The 22,119-nt window shown below is 62.2% G+C and carries 26 protein-coding genes; 14 read left to right on the top strand and 12 right to left on the bottom strand.

Annotated features, from left to right (window positions below):
- Positions 1-145 precede the first annotated feature (145 nt).
- The 5 genes from BM317_RS00270 to BM317_RS00290 all read left to right on the top strand — a co-directional run bounded on the left by BM317_RS00270 (position 146) and on the right by BM317_RS00290 (position 4,101).
- A complete protein-coding gene (locus BM317_RS00270; protein WP_060738251.1) occupies positions 146-586 on the top strand; it encodes a CBS domain-containing protein in 441 nt (146 codons plus the stop codon).
- Between the two features lie 69 nt (positions 587-655).
- The gene (locus BM317_RS00275; RefSeq protein ID WP_092472651.1) at positions 656-1,252 is read left to right on the top strand and encodes a paraquat-inducible protein A; all 597 of its coding nucleotides are present in this window, start codon (positions 656-658) and stop codon (positions 1,250-1,252) included.
- Positions 1,249-1,908: a paraquat-inducible protein A gene (locus tag BM317_RS00280; protein WP_092174923.1), complete on the top strand. Its 660-nt coding sequence runs from the start codon at positions 1,249-1,251 to the stop codon at positions 1,906-1,908. The genes BM317_RS00275 and BM317_RS00280 overlap by 4 nt, the downstream gene beginning before the upstream one ends.
- Positions 1,889-3,547: a PqiB family protein gene (locus tag BM317_RS00285; protein WP_092174927.1), complete on the top strand. Its 1,659-nt coding sequence runs from the start codon at positions 1,889-1,891 to the stop codon at positions 3,545-3,547. Before BM317_RS00280 ends, BM317_RS00285 begins: the two co-directional genes overlap by 20 nt.
- A 17-nt stretch (positions 3,548-3,564) precedes the next feature.
- On the top strand, positions 3,565-4,101 hold the full coding sequence (locus BM317_RS00290; protein WP_092472653.1) for a PqiC family protein: 537 nt from the start codon (positions 3,565-3,567) through the stop codon (positions 4,099-4,101).
- 103 nt (positions 4,102-4,204) lie between these two features.
- Here BM317_RS00290 and BM317_RS00295 read toward each other — a convergent pair whose 3' ends face one another.
- Positions 4,205-4,834, bottom strand: coding sequence for a glutathione S-transferase family protein (locus BM317_RS00295; RefSeq protein WP_092472654.1), 630 nt, complete (start codon positions 4,832-4,834; stop codon positions 4,205-4,207).
- A gap of 233 nt (positions 4,835-5,067) precedes the next feature.
- On the opposite strand from BM317_RS00295, the gene BM317_RS00300 reads away from it, so the two are divergent.
- Positions 5,068-5,424, top strand: coding sequence for a hypothetical protein (locus BM317_RS00300; protein WP_092472932.1), 357 nt, complete (start codon positions 5,068-5,070; stop codon positions 5,422-5,424).
- A 215-nt stretch (positions 5,425-5,639) separates the two neighbouring features.
- On the opposite strand, the gene BM317_RS00305 is transcribed toward BM317_RS00300, so the two are convergent.
- The 6 genes from BM317_RS00305 to BM317_RS30930 form a co-directional block, all read right to left on the bottom strand.
- Positions 5,640-6,734, bottom strand: coding sequence for a DUF1615 domain-containing protein (locus BM317_RS00305; protein WP_092472656.1), 1,095 nt, complete (start codon positions 6,732-6,734; stop codon positions 5,640-5,642).
- Positions 6,735-6,870: 136 nt separating this feature from the next.
- A complete protein-coding gene (hemB, locus tag BM317_RS00310; RefSeq protein ID WP_092174944.1) occupies positions 6,871-7,845 on the bottom strand; it encodes a porphobilinogen synthase in 975 nt (324 codons plus the stop codon).
- A gap of 116 nt (positions 7,846-7,961) precedes the next feature.
- Positions 7,962-8,819: a PhzF family phenazine biosynthesis protein gene (locus BM317_RS00315; RefSeq protein ID WP_092174949.1), complete on the bottom strand. Its 858-nt coding sequence runs from the start codon at positions 8,817-8,819 to the stop codon at positions 7,962-7,964.
- A complete protein-coding gene (locus BM317_RS00320; protein WP_092472658.1) occupies positions 8,816-9,514 on the bottom strand; it encodes a glutathione S-transferase family protein in 699 nt (232 codons plus the stop codon). The genes BM317_RS00315 and BM317_RS00320 overlap by 4 nt, the downstream gene beginning before the upstream one ends.
- A gap of 97 nt (positions 9,515-9,611) precedes the next feature.
- Positions 9,612-10,448 (bottom strand): IS3 family transposase, encoded by an 837-nt coding sequence (locus BM317_RS00325; protein WP_256574006.1) that lies wholly within the window; start codon positions 10,446-10,448, stop codon positions 9,612-9,614.
- Positions 10,445-10,750: an IS3 family transposase gene (locus tag BM317_RS30930; protein WP_060738273.1), complete on the bottom strand. Its 306-nt coding sequence runs from the start codon at positions 10,748-10,750 to the stop codon at positions 10,445-10,447. Before BM317_RS30930 ends, BM317_RS00325 begins: the two co-directional genes overlap by 4 nt.
- 315 nt (positions 10,751-11,065) lie before the next feature.
- Between BM317_RS30930 and BM317_RS00330 the strand changes: the two genes are divergently transcribed.
- On the top strand, positions 11,066-11,740 hold the full coding sequence (locus BM317_RS00330; protein WP_092174955.1) for a histidine phosphatase family protein: 675 nt from the start codon (positions 11,066-11,068) through the stop codon (positions 11,738-11,740).
- Between the two features lie 114 nt (positions 11,741-11,854).
- Here the strand turns inward: BM317_RS00330 and mnmH are convergent, their stop codons facing one another.
- Both mnmH and selD read right to left on the bottom strand, forming a co-directional pair.
- Positions 11,855-12,958, bottom strand: coding sequence for a tRNA 2-selenouridine(34) synthase MnmH (gene mnmH, locus BM317_RS00335; protein ID WP_092174958.1), 1,104 nt, complete (start codon positions 12,956-12,958; stop codon positions 11,855-11,857).
- Positions 12,958-13,992, bottom strand: coding sequence for a selenide, water dikinase SelD (selD, locus tag BM317_RS00340; protein WP_092174962.1), 1,035 nt, complete (start codon positions 13,990-13,992; stop codon positions 12,958-12,960). Before selD ends, mnmH begins: the two co-directional genes overlap by 1 nt.
- A gap of 297 nt (positions 13,993-14,289) precedes the next feature.
- Here selD and BM317_RS00345 point away from each other — a divergent pair, with 297 nt between their 5' ends.
- From BM317_RS00345 to BM317_RS00355, 3 genes are all read left to right on the top strand, one after another.
- On the top strand, positions 14,290-15,240 hold the full coding sequence (locus BM317_RS00345) for a nucleoside-specific channel-forming protein Tsx (protein WP_092174966.1): 951 nt from the start codon (positions 14,290-14,292) through the stop codon (positions 15,238-15,240).
- A 46-nt stretch (positions 15,241-15,286) separates the two neighbouring features.
- Entirely contained in the window at positions 15,287-16,312 is a 1,026-nt protein-coding gene (locus BM317_RS00350) for a purine-nucleoside phosphorylase (RefSeq protein WP_072405300.1), read from the top strand.
- A gap of 248 nt (positions 16,313-16,560) precedes the next feature.
- Positions 16,561-16,845, top strand: coding sequence for a hypothetical protein (locus BM317_RS00355; RefSeq protein WP_092174971.1), 285 nt, complete (start codon positions 16,561-16,563; stop codon positions 16,843-16,845).
- Positions 16,846-16,850: 5 nt separating this feature from the next.
- On the opposite strand, the gene BM317_RS00360 is transcribed toward BM317_RS00355, so the two are convergent.
- Complete coding sequence (locus tag BM317_RS00360) at positions 16,851-17,303, bottom strand: DMT family transporter (RefSeq protein ID WP_092174976.1); 453 nt, start codon at positions 17,301-17,303, stop codon at positions 16,851-16,853.
- 2 nt (positions 17,304-17,305) lie between these two features.
- Positions 17,306-17,803, bottom strand: a complete 498-nt coding sequence (locus BM317_RS00365; RefSeq protein ID WP_072405303.1) for a DMT family transporter — start codon at positions 17,801-17,803, stop codon at positions 17,306-17,308.
- Positions 17,804-17,917: 114 nt separating this feature from the next.
- On the opposite strand from BM317_RS00365, the gene BM317_RS00370 reads away from it, so the two are divergent.
- Positions 17,918-18,850, top strand: coding sequence for a LysR family transcriptional regulator (locus BM317_RS00370; protein WP_092174981.1), 933 nt, complete (start codon positions 17,918-17,920; stop codon positions 18,848-18,850).
- 13 nt (positions 18,851-18,863) lie between these two features.
- Here BM317_RS00370 and BM317_RS00375 read toward each other — a convergent pair whose 3' ends face one another.
- Positions 18,864-19,466: an NADPH-dependent F420 reductase gene (locus tag BM317_RS00375; protein ID WP_092175066.1), complete on the bottom strand. Its 603-nt coding sequence runs from the start codon at positions 19,464-19,466 to the stop codon at positions 18,864-18,866.
- Positions 19,467-19,609: 143 nt separating this feature from the next.
- On the opposite strand from BM317_RS00375, the gene BM317_RS00380 reads away from it, so the two are divergent.
- The 3 genes from BM317_RS00380 to BM317_RS00390 all read left to right on the top strand — a co-directional run bounded on the left by BM317_RS00380 (position 19,610) and on the right by BM317_RS00390 (position 22,066).
- Complete coding sequence (locus tag BM317_RS00380) at positions 19,610-20,539, top strand: LysR family transcriptional regulator (protein ID WP_092174985.1); 930 nt, start codon at positions 19,610-19,612, stop codon at positions 20,537-20,539.
- A gap of 98 nt (positions 20,540-20,637) precedes the next feature.
- Positions 20,638-21,402, top strand: coding sequence for a hypothetical protein (locus BM317_RS00385; protein WP_092174988.1), 765 nt, complete (start codon positions 20,638-20,640; stop codon positions 21,400-21,402).
- Positions 21,403-21,478: 76 nt separating this feature from the next.
- Entirely contained in the window at positions 21,479-22,066 is a 588-nt protein-coding gene (locus BM317_RS00390) for a DcrB/PsbP domain-containing protein (RefSeq protein ID WP_092472660.1), read from the top strand.
- Positions 22,067-22,119 lie beyond the last annotated feature (53 nt).

The raw sequence follows: 22,119 nt of genomic DNA on the forward strand, positions 1-22,119 counted from the left end.
GCGCCTGACCACGGGATGGGTGGTAATTTCCCGGGCAATGACGCTTTTGGACGATTGGCCGCCGCTTTACCGCTTGCTCTGCGCCGTTGGGTCTACGATGCTTTAACAACCAGCAAAAACAACACCCCCGACCCGAGGCTTCCCCATGAAAACCGTCGCGCAGTTGCTCCGGCTAAAAGACGATAAGAACCAGCAAGTGCACACCATCTCACCGGACGACATGGTATTGCAGGCCCTGATGCGCATGGCCGAGAAGAACGTCGGCGCCTTGCTGGTGGTGAAGGACGAAAAAGTGCTGGGGATCATCAGCGAGCGCGACTATGCACGCAAAATGGTCCTGCACGGTCGCTCGTCCGTGGGCACGAAAGTGAGCGACATCATGGTATCCCCCGTGATCACCATCGACCCGCACCAGAATGTCGAGACCTGCCTGAGCATCATGACCGACAAGCACTTGCGACATTTGCCGGTGGTGGAAGACGGCAAGCTCGTCGGGCTGCTGTCCATTGGCGACCTGGTCAAGGAAGCCATCGCCGAACAGGCCGACCTGATCCGACAACTGGAGCAATACATTCGCGGCGAATGATCGTTTCCATCGGGTTGCTCATTCTCAACACACTTCTATATTGAAGGGGTTGTTCCTGCGAGCATCCCGATGGCCGCCACCGACCGACTGATCATTTGTGAACATTGCGATGCGGTGTACGAGCCGGTTGTGCTCGCCCCGCATCAAAAGGCCACGTGCGTGCGCTGTCACGCGGTGATCCAGCGCTACAACGGCCTGACCATCGAGCAGCGCCTGGCCTTGAGCGTAACGGCCGCGGTGCTGTGGGCGTTCGCCAATCTCTACCCGGTGATGAGTATCCGTCTCCAGGGCCTGAGCAACAGCGCGACGTTGTGGGATTCCATCGTGGCGCTGAGCCAGGGCCCCATCACCTTCATCGCCCTGGTGACAGCGGTGGCGATCATCGTTGCACCGGCCTTCCAACTGGCGCTGCTGCTCTGGGTACTGGGCCACGCCTACCTCCAGCGGCGGGCGCCAGGGTTCAGCCTGTGCATGCGCAGCCTGGAAACCCTGCGGCCCTGGAGCATGCTGGAGGTGTGCCTGCTGGGCGCGCTGGTGGCGGTGATCAAGCTCGCCGGCCTGCTGGATGTGCTCCCGGGTATCGGCCTGTTCGCCCTGGCGGCCTTGAGCCTGCTGATGATCCGTATTGCCGGGCGCGATGTCCGCGACCTGTGGGACAGCCTATGAACGGCCGGCCGCAGGACACCCCGCCAGAGGCCCGCGACCTGAACCTCTGCCTGTGCCACAGTTGCGGCCTGGCCTGCGACATGGCCGACGGCCCCCAGACCTGCCCCCGTTGCGACGCCGCCCTGCACCGCCGCAAACCCGACGCCATCACCCGCACCTGGGCCTATATGCTCGCGGCGCTGGTGTTCTACATCCCGGCCAACCTGCTGCCGGTCATGAACACCCGGATGCTCGGCGAAGGCGCCGACAGCACCATCATCAGCGGTGTCATCGAGTTCTGGCAAAGCGGCGCCTGGGACATCGCGCTGATCATCTTCATCGCCAGCATCGCGGTGCCCGGCATCAAGTTCGTGGTACTGACCCTGCTGCTGGTGACCGTACAGCGACGCAGTACCTGGGCTCAGGTCCAGCGGGCGAAGCTGTACCGGCTGGTGGAAGTCATCGGCTATTGGTCGATGCTCGATGTGCTGGTGGTGGCCCTGGTGGCCGCCCTGGTCAAGTTCCAGGCACTGAGCGATATCGAGCCACGACCGGGTATCCTGTTCTTCGGCCTCGTGGTGCTGTTCACCATGCTTTCGGCCATGAGTTTCGACCCCCGCCTGATCTGGGACACTCAACCATCCGAGGAGGTCATGAATGAAGTCGCAAGCCACTGACGGGCCACAACCCGCCCCCGGCCGGGCCCACGTCACCACCCGTCGCTGGACGGTGTCGCTGGTGTGGATCGTGCCGATCATCGCGGTGTTGGTGGGTGTTTCCCTGGTGGTCCACAACTGGCTTCAGGAAGGCCCGACCATCACCATCACCTTCAAGACCGGCCAGGGCCTGACCGCCAACAAGACCCAGGTGAAATACCGCAACGTGGTCATCGGCCAGGTCACCGACGTGCAACTGAGCCAGGACCAGAAGAACGTCACCGCCACAGTCAAGCTCGCCAAGACCGCCGACACCTTCACCCACGAAGACTCGGTGTTCTGGGTCGTACGACCGCGCATCGGGGCTGGCGGGATCTCGGGGATCGACACGCTGCTGTCCGGTGATTTCATCGGTGCCGACGCCGGGCAGTCGAAAGTACGCGCCAAATCCTTCACAGGGCTGGAGAACCCGCCGCCGATCACTTATGGCGAACCGGGCAAGCGCTTCACCCTGCACGCCCAGGACCTCGGTTCGCTGGACATCGGCTCGCCGGTGTACCTGCGCAAGATCCCGGTGGGCCAGGTGGTGTCCTACGCCTTGGACGCCGACGGCAAAGGCGTCAACATCGACGTGTTCATCAACGCGCCCAACGATGTGTATGTCACCGAAAACACCCGGTTCTGGAACGTCAGCGGCGTGGACGTGAACGTCGGCGCCAATGGTTTCGCCGTCAAGACCGAATCGCTCTCGGCCTTGCTGCTGGGCGGCATCGCGTTCCGGGCACCGGAGTACAGCCCCAACGACACCGCCGCCAGCGAAGACAAGACCTTCGAACTGTTTGCCGACCAGCAGAGCGCCCTCGCCCCGCCCGATGGCAAGGGCCAATACCTGGCCCTGCGTTTCGACCAGGCCCTGCGCGGGTTGCGCGTCGGTGCGCCGGTAGAGTTCCTCGGCGTGGAAGTCGGCAGGGTGGTGGCCATCAACCTCGACTTCGATGAGAAGCAACGCAGCTTTCCGGTCAACGTCGGCGTAGTGATCTACCCCCAGCGCCTGGGCAAGGCCCATGAAAAACTGCTCAAGTCGCTCAACCACGACCCCGAAGACGAAGCCGCCGGTGCCCGCCTGATCGGCAGCTTCGTCGAGCGCGGCCTGCGCGCCCAGGCCCGTAGCGGCAACCTGCTGACCGGGCAGTTGTACATCTCGCTGGACTTCTACCCCAAGGCCGAAAAAGTGGTCTTCGACCCCAGCGCCCGCCCCGTGCGTATCCCGACCCTGCCGGGCAGCCTCCAGCAATTGCAGGAACAACTGCAGACGATGGTCGAGCGAATCAACAAGCTGCCACTGGAGAGTATCGCCGGCAACCTGGATGGCAATCTGGTGGAGCTGCGCAAAGGCCTGGCCCAGTTCAACAGCAAGACCTTGCCTGGGGTGCAAAACACCTTGCAGGACGTCAGCAAGACCCTGCAATCGGCCAACTCGACCCTGGCCGAAGATTCACCCCAGCGCGAACAACTGACCCAGACCCTGGACGACCTGGGGCGCATGTCGCGCTCGCTGCGCGAGCTGTCGGACTACCTGAGCCGCCATCCCGAATCGCTGCTTCGCGGCCGTCCCAAGGACGCACCGGCACAGAACCTCACATTGCCGGTGAAAGAATGAGTACAGGAGCCCGTCCCATGCCACTGACGCTGAAATTTACCCTGGTCGCCATGGCACTGCTGCTCGGTGCCTGTCGCAGCGACCCGATTCATTACCACACCCTGAGCCCGGCTCAACCGAAAGGCCCGTCACGCGCCGGCGTGGACATCCACATCGAACAGGTGAGCGTCCCACCCCAGGTGGATCGCACCCAAATGGTCATTCGCCAGGGCAACAGCGGGTTGGCGATCCTGGAAACCGAATGGTGGGGCGCCAGCCTGGCAGATGAACTGCGCAGCGCCTTGGGCGAACAACTGAACAACCCTGGCGCGCCGAAATCATCGCTGCGGGTGGACGTGCAGCGCTTTGACTCGATCCCCGGCCGCTATGCCCGCATGGACGTGCAATGGCGCCTGCGCAACCTGGGTGGCGATACCCGCCCCTTCACCTGTCGCAGCAGCCTGCAAACGCCGGCGGGGGCCAGTATCGACGAACTGGTGACGGCGCATCAGCAGAACGTCCAGCAATTTGTCGACTTGATTGAGCAGGCGGCTGTACGCATGGCTTGTCCTTGACCCGTAGGAGCTGCCGAAGGCTGCGATCTTTTGATCTTTTGATCTTTCGCTTGAGACTCCAGCGTTAGCGCAAAGATCGCAGCCTCGCTTCGCTCGGCAGCTCCTACGAAGGCCAATGCAACGACAGCATCGGTGCAACGCGCGGATGGTGGTCGATGCGCTCCAACAATCCGTAGAACGCCGGACGGGCGTTGAGCATTGCCTCCCGTGTGTTTCTCCACTTCGTGATCACGGCCGCCAGGACATCCATCGCCCCCGGCTCGGCACCGCCGAGAAACGGCCGGGCCGGGAACTGATCGGCAAACAACGCCCAGTTGCGGTACAGCCGTTGCTGGGTGCCCGCTACCAAGCGCTGCCGAGTCGCTTCATCCGCATCGTCCAGCCAGCGTTCCGGAAAATCGATGATGCCGATGGGCGTGTAGCAATTGGCTGCGATATAGACCAGCCCCCGTATGGCTTGCGCACGCTGGGTTGGGTCATCAGGGAGCAGCTTCGACGCCGGAAAGGTCAGCCCGAGGTGAATCAGGATCGCCGCCGCTTCGGTCAGCACCGAACCGTCCGGCAACTGCAGGGTCGGGACCTGCTTCTGAGGGTTGAGTGCCGCGAGCGCTTTCGCGGCGTCGCTGTCCTGGGTCGAATAGGCATCGACCCGCCGATACGCCACATCACAAAGATCCAGGGCAATCTCCACCGCCGCAGAACCGGATTGCCTGTAACCGAATAACTGGTACATGAACTTGCCTCCTGCCTATGGGTTACCCGGTAGAGCCCACAAACCTGGCTGTGTTCCACCCGGAGGACGACGCGCACGTTATGGCGCAGCTTCGCTGGATCAAGCGACATCGATGGGACTGACGAGCTATCACTGCCGTCGATGTTCACCATCATGCCAATGAAGTTCTCTTGAAGATCGCCCGGGACAACAATGGCCCCACACAAACCACTGCACCCCCGGAGCACACCATCATGAAACGCCAAGTCATCCTCAGCCTCGCTTTCTCCGTACTGGCCGCTAATGTATTTGCCGCCTCCTCGCACCCCGTCGTCGCCGAAGGCGGTTCTGATCGCCTGATCGAAAACCGCGTCGCTGAAGGCGGTGCCGATCGCCTGCTGGAACGCCGCGTTGCCGAAGGTGGCTCTGACCGTCTGATCGAAAACCGCGTCGCTGAAGGCGGTTCCGATCGCCTGCTGGAACGCCGTGTCGCCGAAGGTGGCTCCGATCGCTTGATCGAGAACCGTGTCGCTGAAGGCGGTGCCGATCGCCTGCTGGAACGCCGTGTCGCTGAAGGTGGCTCTGACCGTCTGATCGAAAACCGCGCATGAGTTGCTTGACCGCAATGCCTGGAAGTATCGCAAATCATGTGCAACACACCCCGTGGCGAGGGAGCTTGCTCCCGCTCGGGCGCGCAGCGGCCGCAACCTTCACACAGCCGCTGCGCAGTTCACCCGACACACCGCTCCAGAACACTCCCAAACCCAACCCATCACAGTAAAAGCCCGGCCTCATCCGCCGGGCTTATTCATGCCTCAATGCCTGGCTAGCGCCCCGCCGCCCGCGCCATGCAGCGCTGATAACGCTCATCCACCCGCTTGGCAAACCACGCCGTGGTCAGCTTGCGCGTGATTTTCGGGCTCTTGAGCACGATCCCCGGCAATACCGCCCGCGGCAACGGCTTGCCCTCGGCCCGCTCAGCCAGTTCGAACACACGCTTGTAGAGCTTGCTGTCCTCGAACGCCAGGCTGTCGCCCTGTTCCAATTGATCGCGAATGGTCGGGTTGCGCATTCCCAACGACTTGCCCAGCGTGCGTACCGCCAGCTCCGTGCTGCCCGGCATGATTGAATCATGGGCAACCAGATCGCCATCCAGCGCCAGGGAAATGCCCGACGCTACACTCACCGCATGCTGGAAAGCCGCGTTGCGACTGGCGTACCACCCGGCATTGAAATCGGCGAAACGATACAACGGCTCGGTATAGTTCACCGGATAGCCCAGCAAATGCGCGATACCGAAATACATCCCACCACGGCGACTGAACACTTCGCGACGAATCGAGCCATCCACCGTGTAGGGATAATCTCGCGCATGGGCCTGGGCAAACGCGATACTGACCTGCATCGGCCCACCCGTGTGCACCGGATTGAAGCCGCCGAACAGGGTCTTGCCCAGCGGCACCATGCCGATGAAATCATCGAAAATCCCGCTCAGCTCTTTCTCGCTGCGGGCCGCGTTGAGTCGATCGCTGTAGCTTTTGCCATTGGGCGAACGCACCTGGAGCGCGCCGCTGACCAACAACTCCGGAATGTGCACCTTCGCCGCACGGCGGTTGATCTCCTGACGAGCGATCTTGCCCAGCCCCGGCACTGGCGGGTCGGCCTGGAACGTCGACTCCTGCTCGGTCACCGCCAGGACCGCGCAGATATTCTGCGTCGTGGACGGAATCTGCTGGGCCGCAAAGGCCACGTAAATATCTGTCGCCCAACCCTCACGATCCGCCGTCTTGGCCGGCAACAACTGCACGATCTGCTTCTTGACCTCGGCGGGCTGGCGCTCGGGCTCCTGCAACTGACGGCTGCCGCAACCGGCCAGGGACAGCAACGCCGCGAGGCTGATCATCAACTGGTTGAATTGCATGGTGCTCCATCGCGTTCGTTATTCCGGAGCAACCATACGATCAAAAGCGGATGCGGGCTATGCCCAATGTGGGAGCGAGCCTGCTCGCGATGACGGCGGCACAGTCACCACTGATGCAAGTAGAAGGAATGCGGGATCAGATCCCACTCAGCGCCAGGTCCATGGCGAAGTAGGTGAAGATCAGGTCTGCCCCCGCCCGCTTGATTGCGCCAAGGCTCTCGCGGACCACACGGGCTTCGTCGATGGCGCCAGCCTGGGCGGCGAATTTGATCATCGCGTATTCGCCACTGACCTGGTAAGCCGACAGCGGCAGATTCGAAGCCTGGCGAATATCGCGGATGATGTCGAGGTAGGCACCGGCCGGCTTGACCATCAGCGCATCGGCCCCCTCTTGCTCATCGAGCAGGGATTCACGCAGGGCTTCGCGGCGGTTCATCGGGTTCATCTGGTAGCTCTTGCGGTCACCTTTCAGCGCGCTGCCGCCGGCCTCGCGGAACGGCCCATACAGCGCCGAGGCGAATTTGGTGGAATAGGCCATGATCGCCGTCTGGCTGAAACCGGCTTCATCCAAAGCCCTGCGAATCGCCTGGACCTGGCCGTCCATGGCCGCCGACGGCGCGATCACATCGGCACCGGCGCGGGCCGCCGCCACGGCTTGCTTGCCCAGGTTGATCAAGGTCCGGTCGTTGTCCACTTCATCGCCGTGGAGCACGCCGCAGTGACCATGGTCGGTGTACTCACAGAAGCAGGTGTCGGACATCACGATCATTTCCGGCACCGCGTCCTTGCAGATCCCGGCCATGCGTGACACCAGGCCGCGCTCACGCCAGGTGTCGCTGCCCTCGTTGTCCAGGTGATGGGACACGCCAAAGGTCATCACCGACTTGATGCCTGCACGGGCATAGCGCTCGATCTCACCAGCCAGCTTCGACTCCGGGATGCGCACCACGCCGGGCATGCTCTTGATCGGTACAAAATCATCGATTTCTTCTTCGACGAAAATCGGCAGCACCAGATCGTTCAAGGTGAACTCGGTTTCCTGGAACAGGCTGCGCAGGCTTGCATTGCGACGCAGGCGGCGTGGACGTGCTTCGGGGAACTGGCTGGACATGGGACTCCTGGGCAAAAAATGCGGCTCGATCACAGGGAGCGAAGCTTATGCCCAGGCCAGCCAGGGCACAAACGCCTGCTGGAAAACAGAGTGTTACCAGCCGGGTAATAATCGCCTCACAAAGTCAGCGAGCCATTGATGCACGTCACGACTGCACCGCCAATCCAAACCTCGTCTCCCAACTGCTCGACATGAATCCGCCCGGCCCGGCCCATCGTCAGCCCCTGGCTGACCACGTAGGACGCAGGCGCCAGCCCTTTGCCCAGCATCCATTGGGCGAGCCCGGCGTTCAGGCTGCCGGTGGCCGGATCCTCGGGCATGCCATCACCGGCGATGAAGCCGCGCACTTCGAAGTGGGCCTCATCGCCATCCACGGCCCGATCCCAGGGTGCGATCACGCCCACGGCCAGGTCCAGCAACTGCTGGTAATCCGGCTCGAGCGTCAGGACTTGCTGGCGATCCTTGAGCATCACCGCCAGCCAGCCGGCACCGTTATCGACCCATTGCGCCTCGACAATCGCCTGCGCTGCGAGCCCCAGCCCCTTGCGCACCCGCTCCAGCAGCTCGGCCTCCAGCGGACCGGACTTTAGCAAGGGCGGCGCGAGGAACGCCAACCCATGATCGCTGCGGCGCACCCTGACCAGGCCGACGCCGCACTCCTGCACGATCTCCTGCCCTTTGGGCACGCCTCCGGCTTCCAGCCAGGCGTGACAACTGCCCAGGGTCGGATGCCCGGCAAACGGCAATTCGGTGGACGTGGTGAAAATACGCACCCGGTAATCGGCTTCCGGGTGCTGCGGCGCCAACAGGAACGTGGTTTCGCTGAGGTTGGTCCAGTTGGCAAAAGCGGCCATGCGCGAGTCGCTGAGCCCATCGGCCCCCAGCACCACCGCCAGCGGATTACCCTTGAGCGGCACATCGCTGAACACATCCAGTTGTTTGTAATCGAATCGGCGGGGCGTCGGCTTGCTCATTCCGGGATCTTCAACCCACGGGCCACGGCCGGTCGCGCCAGGAAGCGCTCCAATACCCGCGTCACATTGGGGAAGTTCTGGATACCCACCAAATCACCGGCTTCATAAAAACCGATCAAGTTGCGCACCCAGGGAAACGTGGCGATATCGGCAATGGTGTAACGCTCGCCCATGATCCAGTCCCGCCCTTGCAGACGGCCATCGAGCACCTTGAGCAGGCGCCTGCTTTCCTCGACATAACGATCCCGTGGCCGCTTGTCCTCGTAGTCCTTGCCGGCGAATTTGTTGAAGAACCCCAACTGCCCGAACATGGGCCCGATCCCACCCATCTGGAACATCAGCCACTGGATCGTCTCGTAGCGCGCCGCCGACTCCTGGGCCAGCAACTGTCCGCTCTTGTCCGCCAGATAAATCAGGATCGCCCCCGACTCGAACAACGCCAACGGCTGGTCCCCCGGCCCATGGGGATCGAGAATCGCCGGGATCTTGTTGTTGGGGTTCAGGGAAAGGAACTCGGGCGACAGTTGGTCGTTGCTGGCGAAGTCCACTTTGTGGGGCTCGTAGGGCAGGCCAGTCTCTTCCAGCATGATCGAGACCTTCACGCCGTTGGGGGTTGGCAGGGAGTAGAGCTGGATCCACTCCGGGTATTGGGCGGGCCATTTCTGGGTGACGAGGTATGGCGTCAAGTCGGGCATGGGGTCGGCTCGGAAATGAAGGAAACCCCGAGGATAATCCAAGATGTTGGGGACGACATTGAACTGGTCAAGTAATCCCGGACACCGATTACGGTGTTTATGCCGCTTTTTGCTCCATGGCTATTGGCGACAGGTAGTTGTTGTAGCTGTGGAGCCTGGTGCGGTTGTAGTACATGAAGAAACGCACCATGTCCGTTTTTGCCTCCTCGATCAGGCTGTAGCCATTGCGAGGTACCCACTCTGACTTCAGCGTGCCGAAAAAACGCTCTGTTGGAGCGTTGTCCCAGCACTGTCCCCGATGGCTCATGCTTTGCACAATGCCGTGGCGGGTCAGTTCTTCTTGAAACTTGCGACTGGTGTACTGACATCCTTGGTCTGAGTGAAACATCAGCCCTGGGGGACACGTTCGTACCGCTGTCGCCATGCGTAGCGCTTTGCTGACCAGGTTGGCGTCATTAACCAGAGAAAAAGCCCAACCAATGACCCGGCGAGCATACAAATCGATCACGATGGCCAGATGAATCCAGCGTTTGCCCACCATCAGGCTGGTAACGTCGCCACACCAAACCTGATTGATGGCAGTCGGTTTGAAGTTACGTTTGAGTCGATTAGGCGCGACAAATGCCTCCACGCCTTTGGATCTAAATGGATGCGGCTGGCGTTGTTTACTGACAATGTTGGCTTCCCTCATCAGCGCTCTGACCAGGCTTCTTCCCGCTGCAATATTTTGCGATTTCAGGCCCTCGCTGATCATCCTGGAGCCCATGGCTTCGCGGCTTTCACTGTGCAGTTCAACGACTTTCAGCCTGAGTTCTTCACGTCTGATCCGCGGCTTGGATCGCCGCTGAATCCACTCATAAAAGCTGCTGCGCTTCACACCGAAAACACGACACACCACGGCCGTCGGAAATGACTCTCTTAGCTCCGCGATCATCGGAAACGATCGGGATCCGACATCAAGAGAGCGGTAGCCTTTTTTAGGATTTCAGCTTCCATCTCCATGCGCTTGATCTTGGCTTTTAGCTCCTGGATCTGGCGCTGATCGTCAGTAATCGCCTTGGTGCCTTTAACTGGCTGGCCCTCGCGTTCCTTACGAACCTGATCAACCCAGCGCCGTAAAGCGGTGGGTCCGATGTCCAGCGATGCACAAACTTCTGGTACCGGGCAGTTATCATCAAGCACCATGCTGGCAGCATGCAGCTTGAACTCGCGGGTATAGACCTTTCTTTCGTTCATGGAACCTCCAAGTTGGCGAAATCATATCGCCCTTAAGAGGTGTCCGGAATTATTAGGCCAGTTCACATCACTGCCCGTCACACAATTCACGTCGTCCCTTCTTAATTCAGCAACATCCTGTCGTTAACGTTCGTCCCATCTCCTGACGGAGATCGCTACAGTGCACCGGAATCGAACCAAAGCGCTCGAAGGGACTCTGAGCAATGCCCCCAAAGAACCAACGAGGCGTAACGACAGGGAAAACACCCGAGGCCAAGCGCTTCGCGGTGCCAGGGTTTGTCAGCCTGACTCAAGCGTGCTGAAGACTATTATTCGATGATGAACCCACTGAATTTCGCCAGACGCTTCAAACACCGTTCGTGGCTGATGCTGCCGACGCTGCTTGTGGTCTGTGGCCTGGTGCTGTCGCTGGAATCCAGCGTCAGCCGCGCCCAGCCAGCCGACGGCGTACAGACCCTGGTGTTCCTGCGCCACGCCGAGAAACCCGCCGGTGGCCTGGGCCAGCTCAACTGCCAGGGCCTCAACCGCGCCATCGACCTGGCCACCCTGCTGCCGGAAAAATTCGGCAAGGCCGACTACGTGTTCGCGGCCAACCCGACCCGCAATGTCGAAGAGGGTGAGCTGGACAACTCCTACAGCTATATTCGCCCGCTGATGACCATCAGCCCCAGCGCCATCAAGCTCGGGCTGCCGGTAAACATCAATTTTTCAGCCAACGACACCAGCGACCTGGCTGACGAGTTGCTGCACGACAAGTATCACAACTCCACCATCTATACCGCCTGGTCCCATGGCTACCTGCCGGAACTGATCAACAAGGTTGCCGGTGAGGCGGTGGGCAAGGAGCAGACCATTACCGAAGACTGGGCCTCCGGAGACTTCGACTCCCTGTATGTGCTGACCCTGACCTGGCACAACGGCAAGGCCAGCCTCACCAGCCAGAGCTATAAGCAAGGTTTGGACAATGGCCAGCAAGCCTGCCCGACCTGATCATCAGTGTGGGAGCGAGCTTGCTCGCGATGGTGGTGGTGGTGGTGGTGGTGGGTCAGCTTGCCTCAAGGGTGGCTGTGTCGCCGCCATCGCGAGCAAGCTCGCTCCCACAGGTCACCCTCCCCGGGCCGCCCGCTCGCGCAAATACTCCAGCACCGCCGCCTGTTCCCCCGAGAACTCGATCCGCAAGCCCTTCTTTTCCCGCTGGAACACGTACATCGGGTCGTAATACTCACGCAGCAAACCCTCGATCCAACCGCGATGCACGTCGACGGCGCCGCTGTGGGCCTGCTCGGCCAGGGCTGTCTCCAGGATGTCCTTCAAGCGCCGGTGACGGTCGCCACCCAAGCGCTTGTGGATGTTGTCCAGGCTTGCCAGCAATCGCTCGGAAAACAGCGAAAAACCTTCGTCGCCATGTACCGCGACAAATTCCCCACACAGGTCAATGACGTAATCCTGCAGGATCCGTTCGACCCGACGCTCCAGGCTGTCTTCCAGCCAGACCATTGGGACCTGCTGCATGCGCTGGTACAAGGACAGTGGCAAGGCGCAGCTGCCGACCGCACGGCTCTCATCTTCCAGCACAAACTGTTCGATGCCGGCGGCGCGTTTTTTCAGCACATCCACGGCCAGGCGGTTTTCAAAATCGATGTTGGAAGGCTGGCCGGTGGCGCGTTTGCCGAAGCTCGAACCGCGATGGTTGGCATGCCCTTCCAGGTCCAGGCTGTTGCCCAGTTGGCCCAGCGCTTCGGTCTTGCCGGTACCGGTCATGCCGCCCAGCAGCACCAGGTCGCACTCGGCGACCGCCTGTTCGACGGTGTCCAGCAAGAACGTGCGCATGGCCTTGTAGCCACCGCCGACCCGAGGGTAATCAATGCCCGCTTCGTCCTTGAGCCATTGCTGGACGATCTGCGAACGCAAGCCGCCTCGAAAGCAATACAGCAGACCGTCGGGATGGGCCTTGGCGAACGCCGCCCAAGCCTGGATGCGCTGGGCCTTGGTCTCACCGGACACCAGTTGATGCCCCAGGACGATGGCGGCCTGTTGCCCCTGTTGTTTGTAGCAGGTCCCGACCCGTTGCCGTTCGTTGTCGGTCATCAACGGCAAATTGACCACGCCGGGGAAAGCGCCCTTGACGAATTCGACGGGCGCGCGCGTGTCCATCATCGGTCGGTCATGGAGGAAAATGTCGCGGTAGTCGGTGATGTCATGGCTCATCAAGACACCTCGACCGCGTAACGCTGTCGCTCGACCAACTCGCCGATGGGCTCCAGTGCAAGGCCGAGTTCAGTGGCTACCCGCAGGAACTCCTCCTCGCCTTCGGGGGTGACGGCAATCAACAGGCCGCCGCTGGTCTGCGGGTCGCACAGCACTCGCTTGTGCAGTTCCTGGACCCGACCGACCTTGCTGGCGTAGCTGTCGTAGTTGCGCAGCGTACCGCCCGGCACACAGCCCAGGTCGAGGTAGTATTCGACGCCCGGCAGACGCGGCACCGCGTCATAGCGGATGCGCGCGGTCAACTGGCTGCCGTCGGCCATTTCCACCAGGTGCCCGAGCAGGCCGAAACCGGTGACATCGGTCATCGCCGTCACACCATCGAGCTTGCCGAAGCGGCTGCCGGGTTTATTGAGGGTGCACATCCAGTCACGGGCCAGGCCAACATCGGCGGCGCGCAGCTTGCCTTTCTTTTCCGCCGTGGTGAGGATGCCGATGCCCAGGGGCTTGGTCAGGTACAGCCGGCAACCGGCGGTGGCCGTGTCGTTGCGTTTCATATGGCGCTTTTGCACCAGGCCCGTGACCGCCAGGCCGAAGATCGGCTCGGGCGCATCGATCGAATGCCCGCCAGCCAGGGGAATACCCGCCTCGTCACACACGGAACGACCGCCGCGAATCACTTCCCGGGCAATCTCCGGGGCCAGTACGTTGACCGGCCAGCCAAGAATCGCGATGGCCATCAGCGGATCACCGCCCATGGCGTAGATGTCGCTGATGGCATTGGTGGCGGCGATGCGGCCGAAATCGAAGGGATCGTCGACAATCGGCATGAAAAAATCGGTGGTCGAAACCACCCCACGCTCTTCGTCGATGGCATACACCGCAGCGTCGTCGCGAGAAGCATTGCCGACCCACAGCTTGGGATCGAGGTTCTGCGCACCACTGCCGGCCAGGATCACTTCCAGCACTTGGGGCGAAATCTTGCAGCCGCAACCGGCGCCGTGGCTGTACTGGGTCAGGCGAATCGGCTCGCTCATGGGCATCTCTCCGGTCAATCAAGGGGATCGATTCTAACAGCAACGCCGCCGACTCAGTGCCGTGCCGAGCATTCGCCCGTGCAACACTTTGGTGCTGCTTCAAGCGAGCGTGAAGGATTCGGCGCACCTGGCCTGACCAAAAGGACAGGAAAACCGCCTTAAACCCAAGATTTTCAAGCCACTGCATAAAATTGGTATGGGTTGTGCAAACGTTTGCGTATTCGCTCACCTCCAGCGGATCGACGTTTTTTTCAATCACGGAACACGGGCTTCGGCCCGCACGAACAAGGACTTTCCATGCACTTCACTTCCCGGTGTCGCGCCACGCCCGGCGTATGGGCAACCACCCTGCTACTGACCGCCGTTACCGGACTACTCAGCGCCACGACCCACGCCCAACCCACCGAGGTGTCCGCCCAAGGCGAAACCCTCAGTCCTGAAGCCACCCCGTCGAAAAAAGGCGCCTACCTGTCGGACTGGTACAACCAGGACCTGACGCTCATCGGCAGCAAGGACATCAGCTTCGGCCCGCAACCGGTCGACGATATCTATCTGGAATATGAATACTTCGGACGCAAGGGGCCCTTCGAGCTCTATGGCTACGTCGACATCCCTAAGATTTTCAACATTGGCAACAGTCACGACAAAGGAGCGTGGGACCACGGTTCACCCGTGTTCATGGAACACGAACCGCGGATTTCCATCGACTACCTGGCCGGCCGCAGCCTGGCCATCGGGCCGTTCAAGGAATGGTATGTGGCGTTCGACTGGATCTACGATCACGGCAGCAACAGCGCCAATCGCGCGAACACCCTGTACAGCGGCCTGGGCACCGACATCGACACTCACTCAAAGGTCAATTTGTCGGCCAACCTCTATGGCCGTTATCAATGGGAAAACTATGGCGCCAGCAATGAATATTCCTGGGACGGCTACCGCGCTCAACTCAAGTACATCGTGCCGATCAGCCAGTTCAGCAATGGTGCCTCACTGACGTACATTGGCTTCACCAACTTCGACTTCGGTTCGGACCTGCACAAGGACAACCCGGCCCGCACCGCCAACGCCACGGTCGCCACCAATGTCTTGCTGTACGCGTTCACCCACGTGCGCTTCACTCTGGTGGGCCGCTACTTCCACAACGGCGGCAACTGGCAGGATGGCAGCGAACTCAACTTTGGCGATGGCAACTTCCGTGCCCGCTCCGATGGGTGGGGCTATTACGCCGGGGTCGGCTATCAATTCTGAGCACATCGTCGCAGCACCCTTTCGAATCCATGGAGGTCACGAACACATGATCAATCGCCTGTTTGCTTCAATCGGCCTGGCAAGTACTGCACTCTTCGCGGCAAGCGCCGGGGCCGCACCGCCACTTCAACCCAAAGTGATGCTGATCACGATGTTCGCCCCCGAAGCGCAGAACTGGATCGATCGCTTGCAGCTCAAGGATGAAATCCGCGTACCAGGGTTGTCCGCCGAGTACCCGACGATCCGCTGCAATGCCGAACGGGTCTGCCTGCTGATCACCGGCATGGGCCAGACCAACGCGGCGGCTTCGACCCTGGCCCTGGCGCTCTCCCCGACCTTCGACCTGCGCAAGAGCTATTTCCTGGTGGCCGGGATCGCCGGCATCAACCCGCACCACGGCACACTGGGCACAACCGCCTGGGCCCATTACCTGGTGGAGTTCGGTACTCAATGGGAGCTGGATTCGCGGGATGCGCCCAAGGATTGGCCCACCGGCTACCTGGGCATCAACACCAAGGGGCCGAACGAAAAGCCGCCGCTGGACTACAAGACAGAAGTCTTCGAACTCAACCCGGCCCTGCAAGCCAAGGCCTTTGCCCTCAGCCAGCAGGTGACCCTGGCCGAAAGCAAGGAGTCCGCAGCCTGGCGCTTGAAGTATCCGTATGCCCCGGCCAACCAGCCGCCGGTGGTGACCCGCTGCGACACCCTGGCCGGCAACACTTGGTTCTCCGGTACGCGCCTGAGCGAGCGCGCCGAAGTCTGGACCCGCCTGCTCACCGACAACAAAGGCGTCTACTGCACGACCCAACAGGAAGACAACTCGACTTACGAGGCCTTGCTACGGGCCAGCCGTGAAGGTCGGGTGGACATCAACCGGCTGGCAGTGCTGCGGGCCGGGTCCGACTTCGACCGCCCCGAACCCGGTGGCAATGAAGTGGATAACCTGCTCAAGTACGCCGACCAGGGCGCGTTCGTCCCTGCGTTGGAAAACCTGTTCCGCACCGGCAACCCGCTGGTGCAGGACATTGTGAAGAACTGGTCGGCGTGGAAGAACGGCGTGCCTGGCCTCTGATCTTTCAGGGCCTGGATCCTTTGTGGCGAGGGGATTTATCCCCGCCAGGTCGCGAAGCGGCCCCGAGTCTGCCCCGCCGGATAACCGGGGTTCAGGACCGCTTCGCGCTCCAACGGGGATAAATCCCCTCACCACACAGAGTTGTTGAGTGACGGAGATCAGGCTGTTCCCAACGGCACAGCCAATGGAATTTTCCCTCCCGGGCAGGATCATTTGAACATCAACCGTGCGCCCCCAGGAGACCGCCGATGCCTCTCACACCCTCCGCCGCCGACAGCACTCACCTGGACTATGGTCTCGACACCCTGTTCGGCCGCCAGACCAAAAGTATCGACTGCCAATACAACGTCCAGCGCCTCGACGAGGACAAGCCGGTGTGGTTCGCGCTGCACGTTCAACCGCCGATGCCGGACGACCTGGACAAGGCCGAGATCGTGGTGTTCAGCGCCGAGGGCCGGCGCCTGAGCGGCATCGTGCGCAGCACTGAACGCCTGGCCGATGGCAGCCTGCAACTCAACGTGGAACCCGACTGAACCGTTCAGGCCTGACGGGCATTGCTGCGATACATGAACACCAGCGCCAACGCCAGGCAGGCCATGGCGAGCACTCGACTGCCGGACAATTCGATGGCCGGGTTGCCCAGCCAACCGAAGTTGTCGATCAGCATGCCCATGCCCAGTTGCCCGACGATGACCGCCACGGTGGCCACGGCAGTGCCGACCCTGGGCACCGCGCCCACCATCACCATCATGTACACGACACCGAACAAGGCCCCGCTGAGTTGCCATTTCGGCATGTCCAACAGCGTCAACCCGTGGGCCGGTTCGAAAAACACGATCAGCAGGCCGGTGGTCACCGTGCCGACCGTGAACGTCAGCAAGCTGCTGCGCAACACACCGACCGTCTGGCCCAGACGCCCGTTGATGGCCGCCTGCACACTCAACACCGCACCGGCCGCGACGACCAGCAGCAACAAAACAAACAGGTTCATGTTCAACCTCGGGCAATCAGGACAAGGGCGACGACAATCAAGGCCAACGCCAGCCAGCGTTCGCCATTGACCCGCTTGCGGGCCGTGCCGAACCAGCCGAAATGATCGATCAGGACGCTTTTGCCCACCTGGCCGGAGAGAATCGCGATCATGGTCATGGCGATGCCGATGTGGGGCGTGGCGAGTGTCAGCACGACCACATAGATCGGACCGAGGAAACCGCCGATCAATTGCCAGCGTGGCAACTCATGCAAGGCTGGGCCTTGCTGCCGGCCACTGAGCAACAACAGCAGGAAAAGAATCGCCGAACCGACGCCGAAGATGCTCAGCGTGGCCCACAGATGCCCGACCTGGGCCCCAAGCGGCCCGAGCAGGCCGGCTTCCACCGACAAGCCCATGCCGGCCAGGATCACCAGGGGCAGCAATAGCCAGCGCAGCAATGTCCGGGGTCTGGCGGGCGTCGATACCGGCACGGCCTCGCTGAGTGAAGATGTTTGCATGATCAGAACCTGTCCACTTGAAAGATGGCCGGCATTATCGGCTGGTGTCGCTGTGCAATAAATGCGAGCATCCCGACAACACTTTTGCGTAATACGCACAGGAACGCCCGCCCCATGCACGGCCTCAATGAACTGGGTTTCAAGGCATTGCGATTGTTCGTCGCCGTGCTCGATCACGGCAGTTTTTCGGAAGTCGCACGGCGCGAAGGCCTGGCGCCGTCTTCGATTTCCCGGCAGATCCAGTTGATGGAACAGGCCCTGAACCAACAGTTGCTCTATCGCCACACCCGCGCTGTCTCCCCCACCGAAGCCGGTCGCCTGTTGGGGCATCATGCACGGCTGCTGCTGGTGCAACTGGAGGAAGCCGAACAGGCGCTGCAGGAGCAACACAGTGAGCCGTCCGGACTGGTGCGGATCAATGCGCCGGTGGTGTTTGGCCAGCGCCACCTGACACCGTGGCTGGGGCAGCTATGCGAGCGTTATCCGAAGCTGCAACTGGAGATCCAGCAGACCGACAGCTACGTCGACCCACTGCAGGAAGGCGCCGACCTGCTGTTTCGCATCGGCCCGTTGCACGATTCGAGCATGCAGGCGCGCATCCTCGCGCCCCATCGCTTCCAGATCGCCGCCAGCCCGACCTACCTGGCCCGCCACGGCGCGCCACTCAAGCCCCAGGACCTGGCTCACCACCGGTGCCTGGCCTACAAGGGCGTGACCGGTCAGCAGCGCTGGTTCTTCCGCCGCCCGGGCCAGGCCTGGACACCCTACAGCGTCAGCGGCCCGATCACCGGCAACCACGCCGACACCCTGACCCAGGCCGCCGAACAAGGCCTGGGGCTGGTGATGTTCCCATCGTGGCTGATCGGCGAAGCCGTGCGTCATGGCACGCTGGTCCCGGTTCTGCAGGATTACCAGGCGTCCAACAGCCTCGAACCGCAACAGATCGCCATCCTCTGGCCGGGCAGTCGACGCCTGTCGGTGAAGGTCCGCACGGTCATCGATTTCTTCCTCGAGTGTTTTGGCGAAGTGCCCTACTGGGATCGCTGAACACGGCGCGACCTCAGTCGAACTTGACCAGGTTCAGCACCGGCAGCGGGCCACCCGGGAACTGGGTCAAGCGTGCGCCGACACTCAAGGGGCCCAGGTCCACGCCGAAAAAGCCCAGGCGCTCGATCAACTGCGCGACTTCACTCCGTGCCTGCCCGTCGTCACCGGTCAGGAACAGCACCCGCTTGCCGCCTTCGGACGTCGGGTCTGCCTCCAGCAGGCTCGCCAGCAGATGATTGAAGGCCTTGACCACCCGTGCGCCCGGCACCCACTCGCTGAACACCTCGGTCGAAGCCCGGCCCTGGAGATCCACGGCCTTGAACCCGGGCACTTCGATCGCGTTGTTGGCGTCGATCACGATGCGCCCGGCAAAATCCGGCAGACCGCCCAGCGCCTGGGGCAACTTCGACCAGTTGACCGCCACCAGCACCATCGGCTGGGCGGCCGCCTCTTCCACGGTTCCGGCGCGCACGCTTGGACCGAGGTCAGCCACAAGTTCGGCCAGGCTTTGCGGGCCACGGCTGTTGGCAATCACTACGTTGATGTTCTGGCGGGCCAGGGCGCGGGCGAAAGCACTGCCGATGGCGCCGGCGCCAATGATGCCGATGGTGTCGATGTCGCTCATGTCTTGTGTCCTCAAGGTTGAGTAAGCCTGGCGGTGATGTCCGCCGTTGAGGTACATGATGGTCTTGCCATTACCCATTTATTAGCCGGTAATATGGCGAATCATTTTCAAGCATTACTATCAGGTCGACTAACATGGAAAGCCTCGCCAATCTCGAATGCTTTGTCCGCAGCGCCGAAACCGGCAGTTTCTCGGCGGCCGCGAGACTACTCGCCCTGACGCCCGCTGCCGTGAGCCGCAACGTGGCGATGCTGGAGCGCAACCTGGGGGTGCGGCTGTTCCAGCGCTCGACCCGCAAGCTGTCCCTGACCGAAACGGGGGAGCATTTCCTGGCCAGCATCGGCGGCAACCTGCACGCCCTGCAGGCGGCCATTGGTGCGGTGACCACGGAGCGCGGCGAACCGGCCGGCGTCTTGCGCGTCAGCCTCTCGCCAAGTTTCGGTATCGGCCAGATACTGCCGTTGATGCCGCAATGGCTGGCTCGGTATCCGCTGATCCGTCCGGACTGGCATTTCGAAAACCGCCCGGTGGACCTGATCGCCGAAGGTTTCGACGCGGCCATCGGAGGCGGCTTCGCACTGACGCCCGGGGTGGTATCGCGCACCCTGGCGCCCGCTCACCTGATTGCCGTCGCCAGCCCCGCCTACCTGGCCGAACGCGCCCTGCCCCGGCAACCCGAGGACCTCGCCGGCCTGGACAACATTGTGCTGCGGGCCAGCCGCACCGGCCGGGTACGCCAGACCGTGTTGCGCAACGCCGCCGGGTGCGAATGCGCCGTGCAACTGGCCGAATCCATGATCTTCAATGATCCGGTCGCCATGCGAGAGGCCGCCTTGCTCGGCCTGGGCGTGACCCTGCTGGTGGTGCCCGACGCCCTGCCCTGGCTGGAACGTGGCGAACTGGTGCGGCTGTTACCGGATTGGTACGTCGATCTGGGGGTGATTTCCCTCTACTACCCCAGTCGCACGCTGATGCCGGCCAAGACCCGGGCCTTTATCGACTTCATCACCGAGCACTTCGAGCGCGAGGCATTGGCTCGGCGCTTCAGGGCCGGGCCGGATTGAATATCGGCGACGCGGCATTGATGGCGCGTCGGCTGTCGGTGGATGACCTGGGCAAGGCGGTGCTAACGTGACGGCCCACCTCCGACAAGGATGACCGCGTGCTGCTGCTCAAATTGCTGGTGATTCCCGCGTTCCTGCTGCTGATTTCCCGGGCGGGCAGGCGTTGGGGGCCGAGCGTGGCCGGCTGGCTCTCGGGGTTGCCAGTGGTGGTGGGGCCGATTCTGTTGTTCCTGGCCCTGGAGCAAGGCGAGGTGTTCGCCGCGCAGTCGGCGACCGCGGCACTGGCGGCCATGTTTGCAATGATCGCTTTCTGCGTGGTGTACGCCCAAGTTGCCCAGCGTCGTGCCTGGCCCTGGGCGTTGGGCATCGCGCTAGGCGTCTGGGCCTTGGTGGCGTTGATCCTGTCCTGGCTACCGGCGTCGCTGCCGTTGTCGAGCCTGATCGCCCTGGTCGCGCTGCTGGGGGCGCCGTATCTGTTCCCGACGGTCCGGCCGGTGATGAGCGGGCCGGCGGCCAAATCCGACAGACTGCTGCTGCGCATGATCGCCGGCGCGCTATTGACCCTGGCAGTGACACTGCTGGCCAGCACCGTGGGCGAACGCTGGAGCGGGCTGCTCGCGGTGTTCCCGGTGCTGGGCAGTGTGATGGCGGTGTTCTCCCAACAAACCCGCGGGCCGGCCTTCACCGCCGCACTGCTGCGGGCGACGGCCACCGGCATGTATTGTTTCGCCGCTTTCTGCCTGACCCTGGCTCTCGCGCTGCCGGTGCTGGGCATGCCGGCCTTTGCCTTGGGCGTCGCGGTGTCGATGGCCATGTTGCTGGTGACCCGCCGCCTGCTGGTGCAGGCGGCATCGTCAAAATGACGGTCTCTTGCTGGAGTCCGGTACGACGCCCATGGGATGATCGGCCTTCAAGCGCGACCATCCGTGGAGATTTTCAATGTCATTGCTGACTAAACAAGCCGCCGCCCTGTTGCTGGGGGCCTTCGCCAGCCTGGTCGTGGTATCCGCCCTGGCGGCCCCGGCCAAACCTGCCAGCGATGCACCGGCGCAGAAGGTGTCGATGCTGGGCGGCAAGTTCACCTTCACCTTGCCCAAGGGTTTTACGGCGACGCCATTGCCCGCCGGTGAAGCCGCCCAGGGCACCGCCGGGGCGACGGGGACGATGTACAGCAATGCCACCAGCAAGACCGTGGTGATCGCAGCGGAAAACATCATCATCGACGGTGCGAATGTGAAGGATGACGATGGCGCGTTCCTCGACACCACCATGGCCGACTTCGCCGCCCAGCGCCTCAAGTCCCTGCCGGACGCCAAGATCCTCAGCGAAAAAAGCATGAAGCAAAAAGGCACCGGCCTGGGCCTGCGCCAGCTCGACACCCGCGCGACCCAGGGCGGCGGACCGACCCTCGACACCACCCTGCTGGGTGCCTCCGGCACGCGCATGGCAGTCGTGCAGATCATTTCCCGAGCCAGCGACAATACCGGTCATGAAGCCTTGGTCAAACAGATCGCCAGCGGTCAATAAGCCCCCAGAACATGTGGGAGCCGAGCTTACTCGCGATGGCATCGGCACGCCCA

The organism is Pseudomonas sp. NFACC24-1 (genome assembly GCF_900115235.1).
Classification (GTDB): domain Bacteria; phylum Pseudomonadota; class Gammaproteobacteria; order Pseudomonadales; family Pseudomonadaceae; genus Aquipseudomonas; species Aquipseudomonas fluorescens_AA.